A 5,621-nucleotide genomic window follows, 5' to 3' on the forward strand; every position below is an offset into this window, starting at 1 on the left:
GTGTCACCGGCCGTCGGGCGGGTGACGTTCGCGGGGCGGGTGGTGCGGGATGGAGGACGCGGACCCTGCGGAGCTTCCGGCCCATGACACGGAAGCCCCGCCCGGCCGGGTCACTTGCGGTAGCGGTCTCCGTGCCGGCTGACCAGCTGCTCGTCGAGGTACGCGACGGACTCGGGGGCCATGTCGGCGGCCGGCATCGGCTCGGGGACGAAGGTCCTGTACGGGTCGCTCCCGCGCACCAGGGTGGCGGTGTCGGTGTTGCCCTCCTCCTCTCGCTTGAAGGGCTTCATGTAGCGGACGGCGATGCCGATGCGCCGCTCGTCGCTGTTGCTCGGCCCTGAGCCGTGGAAGATGAACTGGTGGTGCAGCGAGAACTGCCCGGGCCGCAGCTGGATCGCCGTGGCGTCGTTCTCGTCCACCTCGACCGCGATCTCCTGGCCCTGGGAGAGCATGTTCGAGCCGTCGTTGCTGAAGGTGTGCTCGGCCTCCTTGGTGTGGGTGCCGGCGACCACCTTCAGGCAGCCGTTCTCCAGCGTGCTGGGCGCCAGCGCGATCCAGGCGGTGATGATCTCCCCACCCTTGGGGATGCTGGAGAACGGGGCGTCCTGGTGCCAGGCGACGTATCCCGGGTTGTGCGGGTTCTTGATGAAGAAGGAGGAGCCCCAGCAGTAGATGTCGGGGCCGAGGAGGCTCTCGACCGCGTCCAGCACGGGCTCCAGCCGGATCAGCTCGTTGACCCAGGTGAGCACCAGGTGGGACTTCGAGCGCAGGATGGCCGAGCCGCGCTCCCCGTACTCGGCCTCGAACGCCTCCAGCTTCGCCCGGTAGGCCGCCGCCTGATCGCTCGTCATCGCCTCCAACGGAAACAGGAAGCCGTTCCGGCGGTAGTCGCCGACCTGCTGGGGCGACAGGGCACCTGTCGTCGCTGTGGTCATGGAACACACCTCTCTCTGGTTGGGTTCTGACTGTGTTGCAAGATCCGCCCAGGTCAGCGGGCGGTGAAGCCGCCGTCGATCGGCAGAGTCACGCCGGTGATGTACGAGGCGGCGTCCGAGGCGAGGAACGCGATGCCGTACGCGACCTCCTCGGGCTCGGCGAACCTCCTGTCAAGGAGCCGGTCCCGCAGGCGTTCCTGGGGTTCTCCGATGCCCCGGTCGGTGATCCGCCTGGTCATCGTCAGTCCGGGACAGACCGCGTTGACCCGCAGGCCGGAGTCCGCGAACTCGGCGGCCAGCTGCCGGGTGAAGCCCAGCAGTCCGGACTTGGTGGTGGCATAGCCCAGCGACGCCGGGTTGGCGGCCAGGGCGTGCGTCGACGAGACGTTCACGACCGACCCGCCGCGCGGTGCCGCGAGCAACAGCGGCAACAGTGCCCTGGTCAGCAGGTAGGCGCTGGTGAGGTTGCGGGCCAGATCCCTCTCCCACTGCTCCGGTTCCAAGTCCCGTATCGAATGCCGGCTGTTCACCCCGACGTTGTTGACCAGCGCCTTGACCACAACCCCGGTCTCGCCCACGGCCCGGGAGACCCGCTCCACGTCGGACCGGTCGGTGAGGTCGGCTTCGAGGACCGTGCAGTCGGCGCCGGAGCCGGCGAGGCGTCCGGCGAGCTCGGCCAGACCGTCGGTGTCGATGTCGACGGCCAGGACATGCGCCCCGAGTTCACCGAGCACCTCGGCGGTCGCCGCGCCGATTCCGGCGGCGGCTCCTGTGACGACGACACCCAGGCCGTCGAATCCAGACTTTTCCAGCATGCGGTCACCCCCTTGGCAGGGACGGGCGGGCATAGGATCGTCGATGCGGTCGGTGTGGTTCACACCGACATCGAGAAAGATTTGGTCATCCGGTTCTGCGGATGATTGAGCTGCAACGTACATGGCTCCCCGTGGAGGCGCCAGAGGTGTGCGACAGCCTTTTTCGCTGAACTTTCAGGGTCGACTGGAAGTTTCAGAGAGTCGGCTCTCCTCATTGCGGTCCTCGCGGAACATGCCTATCCTCCGGTCATCCTTATCAGCAGATGAATTTCCGGGTCGGTCGTCCACCGTGCCCGGCCTGCGGCTGCTCCGCCGCCGGGCCTGACCGCTCAAGGGTGAGAGAGAAGGAGGCGCAGATGCGTCTTGGAGTCTTCGACGGGAGCCGCCTCGCGGTCTCGACCGGCACGGAGGTCATCGATGTGACGGGGCTGGTTCCGGGCCCCGTCGACACACCGCAGGGTCCGCTGCACCAGCTGCTGGAACAGGGCCGCTGCCACGAACTGGCCGATGAGGAGGCGCTCCGCGCCGCCCCCCGGGTCGATTCGGAGAAGGTCGTCTGGTCCGCCCCCCTGCCCCAGCCGCACAAGATCATCGGAGCGCCGGCCAACTACCGTGCGCACGTGGCCGAGATGAACAACCCGAACACCATCGCCGAGTGGGGCGTGTTCCTGAAGGCGAACTCCTCCGTCATCGGCCCCGGCGAGCTCGTCAGGCTCCCCTACAGCGATCTGCGCACCGACCAGGAGGGCGAGCTGGGGGTCGTCATCGGCAGGCGGGCCCGCAACGTGAGCCGGGAGGAGGCGCTCGACTACGTCTTCGGCTACACCTGCGTCCTGGACATAACGATCCGCTCGACCGAGGACCGCTCCACCCGCAAGTCCTTCGACACCTTCACCCCGATCGGCCCGTTCGTGGTCACCAAGGACGAGGTCGGCGACCCCGACGACCTCGAACTGCGCTGTTGGGTCAACGACGAACTGCGCCAGCACAGCCGGACATCGCTGATGATCTACAGCGTCCCGCGGCTCATCGAGTACGCCAGTTCCGTGATGACCCTCCTGCCCGGCGACGTCATCGCCACCGGCACCCCAGAGGGCGTGGGCCCGCTGGCCGACGGCGACCGCGTCACCGTGGAGGTCGAGAAGGTCGGACGCCTGGAGGTGGGCGTGACCGCCGATCACGCGCTCCCCTATGCCTCCCGCCTGGGCCGCGAGGCCGGCTGATCCCCCGCTCCGCCGGCGGCGACGGCCGTGCGCCCGCGGCGGCCACCCGTACCGGTGGCAGGCCCGAGGACGTGCGCCCCGGCGGCCCGGCCCCCCTCGCTCGCCGCTCCCGTCGCTCCGCGGAGCTGGTCGAGACGCGGACCCGGGCCGCCGGCCGCGACCACGAGCTGTGCGACAGGACCATGCCGCTGCGGCAGGGCCGGACACCGGCTCCGGAAAGCCGGCCGGCCGCCGTGCCCACCGGTGTCCCGCCGTACGAGCGGGACGGGCCGGACCGGCCGGACATGAGAGGTGTGTGCAGTGATCGGCCGATGCCGAAATCGTGGCCGCGGGCCCGGGGCACCCCGGAAACCGCGGAAGACGCCGCTTCCACGCCCCGTCCCCGGCAGGGGCCTGAGACACTCCGTACGGGCGCTGCGCCACCGCGACTTCGCGGTGTTCTGGACCGCGGCCCTCCTGACCAACGCCGGCAGCTGGTTCCAGAACCTGGCCGCGCCGTACGTGCTGTACGAGAGCACCGGAAGCGCGGTCTGGGTCGGGCTGGCCACCGCGGGCCAGTTCATGCCCTACATGCTGCTCGGTCCCTTCGCCGGAGTCCTGGCCGAGCGGGCGCCGCTGCGGCGCACCTTGCTGGTCACTCAGTCGGCACGGGCCCTGGCCGCGCTCGCGATGTTCGTGCTCTGGACCGCGGGCGTACGGCAGCCGCTGGTGCTGCTGCTGGCGGTGGTCGCCGCCGGGTGTGCGCAGGGGGTGTCCATGCCGAGCTGGCAAGCCTTCGTCCACCAGATCTCCCGCCCCGAGGACCTGTCGTCGGCGGTGACCCTGAACACCGTGCAGTTCAACCTGTCCCGCTCCTTCGGGCCGGCCGCCGGCGGCGTCATCCTGGTCGCCTGGGGGCCGTCCTGGGCCTTCCTGCTGACCTTCCTGGCGATCTCCTGTGTCGTGGCCGCCCTGCCGGCGGTGCGCCCCGGGCCGCGCCGGGCGGCCGCGAACGGAGCCGGGCAAACGGGAACGGGAGTGCTGCGGCAGTTCGCGGAGGCGGTGTCCTACGTCCGCGGGTAGCCGGGGATCGTGCTGGCGCTCTCCCTGATCGCGGTCGTCGGGCTGCTCGGCATGCCGGTCTTCCAGCACGTGATCGTGTTCGCCGAGAGCGTCCTGCCGTCCGGTCCGGCCGGTCTTCCCCTGATGTACACGGCCCTGGGCGTCGGCACGGTCCTCGCCCTGCCGGTCGTCAGCGGGTTCGAGCACCGGGTCAGCCGGGCCCGGCTGACCCGCTGGTCGCTCCCCCTGTACGGGCTGTCCCTGGCTGCCTTCGGGTGCTCCTTCGCGCTGTGGTCCGCCGGTGCGCTTCTCGTCGCCGTCGGGGCCTGCTTCCTGGTCTCGCTCTCGGTGGGCAACAACAGCGTCCAGCTCATCGTCGCGGACCACATGCGCGGACGGGTGCTCGCCCTCAACGTGATGGTCTACACGGGTTCGGTCGCCATTGGGGCCTGGCTCCAGGGACTGCTGTCCGACCTCGTCGGAGCGCGGGAGACCGTGGTCGCCGCGGGCTGCGCCCTGGTGCTGGTGTCCCTGCTGGCGGGATCGGCCCGCGGCCGCTGCTCCCTGCACCGGCTCGACGACCCCCAGGATGCCCCGGACCAGCTACCGGGAACCGCCGGAGCCCCGCTCCCCGGGACCGCGCGGCAGCCCCGTTGAGCCAGCTGGGGCCGGGACAGTACGGACTCCGGCTCAGCGGACGATCGCCCGGTCGAACTTGTGGCTGATACGCAAGGCCGCGCGTGTCACGAGCGGGGCCGCTGGGGTCTGTCCGGTGGGTCGCGCAGAGATAGCAGCCTCCATGACGGCGCTGGCGGGTGCGAGTCGCCCCTAGCTGCCTCGGTGCGCTTAGAGCTCGGAACACGATCTTGCTGAGGTACGCGGTGTGACTGAGCGCTTCAGTTGGCGCTCAAGCGGTTCAGGTGGCACTTTGGGTGCTGGCCTCGCAGCGATGCCCGGCCACACGAGCGGATACGGGTAGGGGCGGCCATTTGAAGGCGCGGAGAACATGAGCGCGAGCGAGGAACGGGAGCGCTGGGAGCTGCTGCCCGGAGCCGGGCTGGGGCCACTGCGGTTCGGGATGAGCCCGGCCGAGGTGGCCGACGCGCTCCGGATCTCTGAGCCGCAGAAGCGGGTGGGCGGCCCCTACGGGCAAGAAGACTTCGCCAACGGCGTGAAGGTGTTCTACGACGCGGGCAAGGTGGCGTGCATCGCCCTGGATGCGGTCACGGGTCCGCAGGTCTTGCTTGCGGGCTTTGCGCTGGCCGGCCGCAATCCCGAGCAGTCGCACCAGTTCCTCCTTGATTACGCCGCCGAGCACGGGAATTGCCTGTTGTACACCCTCGATGGCTCCCTTGCCCTGACCGATCTGGGGCTTCTTCTGCGTTCACAGGAGGTTGGCGACGCGCGTCTGTCGCGGCCGGTCATCGTGAGGGAGGAGTGGCTGGAGTCGGAGTACTACCGCGACCGCCTACCGCTGGAACCCTCTCTGTCAGCCTTGGGTGAGACGCCCCGCTTCGGCGGGTTAGCCTGAGAGGGCACGACAGGAGAACCACCCCCTCATGACCAGCACCAAGCCCGCCGGATCCGACCCGGCTCCCCGGCCGAAG

The 5,621-nt window shown here is 69.9% G+C and carries 6 protein-coding genes; 4 read left to right on the forward strand and 2 right to left on the reverse strand.

What is annotated here, in order from left to right; genetic code table 11:
- Window positions 1–110 precede the first annotated feature (110 nt).
- Both C1I97_RS30090 and C1I97_RS30095 read right to left on the reverse strand, forming a co-directional pair.
- A complete protein-coding gene (locus C1I97_RS30090; protein ID WP_111006258.1) occupies window positions 111–935 on the reverse strand; it encodes a phytanoyl-CoA dioxygenase family protein in 825 nt (274 codons plus the stop codon).
- A 53-nt stretch (window positions 936–988) separates the two neighbouring features.
- The gene (locus C1I97_RS30095) at window positions 989–1,750 is read right to left on the reverse strand and encodes an SDR family NAD(P)-dependent oxidoreductase (RefSeq protein ID WP_181446977.1); all 762 of its coding nucleotides are present in this window, start codon (window positions 1,748–1,750) and stop codon (window positions 989–991) included.
- A 356-nt stretch (window positions 1,751–2,106) separates the two neighbouring features.
- Between C1I97_RS30095 and C1I97_RS30100 the strand changes: the two genes are divergently transcribed.
- The 4 genes from C1I97_RS30100 (at window position 2,107) to C1I97_RS30115 (ending at window position 5,545) form a co-directional block, all read left to right on the forward strand.
- On the forward strand, window positions 2,107–2,973 hold the full coding sequence (locus tag C1I97_RS30100) for a fumarylacetoacetate hydrolase family protein (RefSeq protein ID WP_111006260.1): 867 nt from the start codon (window positions 2,107–2,109) through the stop codon (window positions 2,971–2,973).
- A gap of 300 nt (window positions 2,974–3,273) precedes the next feature.
- The gene (locus C1I97_RS30105; protein WP_258382808.1) at window positions 3,274–4,035 is read left to right on the forward strand and encodes an MFS transporter; all 762 of its coding nucleotides are present in this window, start codon (window positions 3,274–3,276) and stop codon (window positions 4,033–4,035) included.
- Window positions 4,036–4,044: 9 nt separating this feature from the next.
- Window positions 4,045–4,671 carry an MFS transporter gene (locus tag C1I97_RS30110; RefSeq protein ID WP_111006262.1) on the forward strand — a complete coding sequence of 209 codons (627 nt, stop codon included), beginning with the start codon at window positions 4,045–4,047 and terminating at the stop codon, window positions 4,669–4,671.
- A 349-nt stretch (window positions 4,672–5,020) separates the two neighbouring features.
- Complete coding sequence (locus C1I97_RS30115; RefSeq protein WP_181446979.1) at window positions 5,021–5,545, forward strand: hypothetical protein; 525 nt, start codon at window positions 5,021–5,023, stop codon at window positions 5,543–5,545.
- The last annotated feature ends 76 nt before the right edge of the window (window positions 5,546–5,621 follow it).

Origin of the sequence: Streptomyces sp. NTH33, assembly GCF_003236365.1 — a bacterium.
GTDB lineage: Bacteria > Actinomycetota > Actinomycetes > Streptomycetales > Streptomycetaceae > Streptomyces.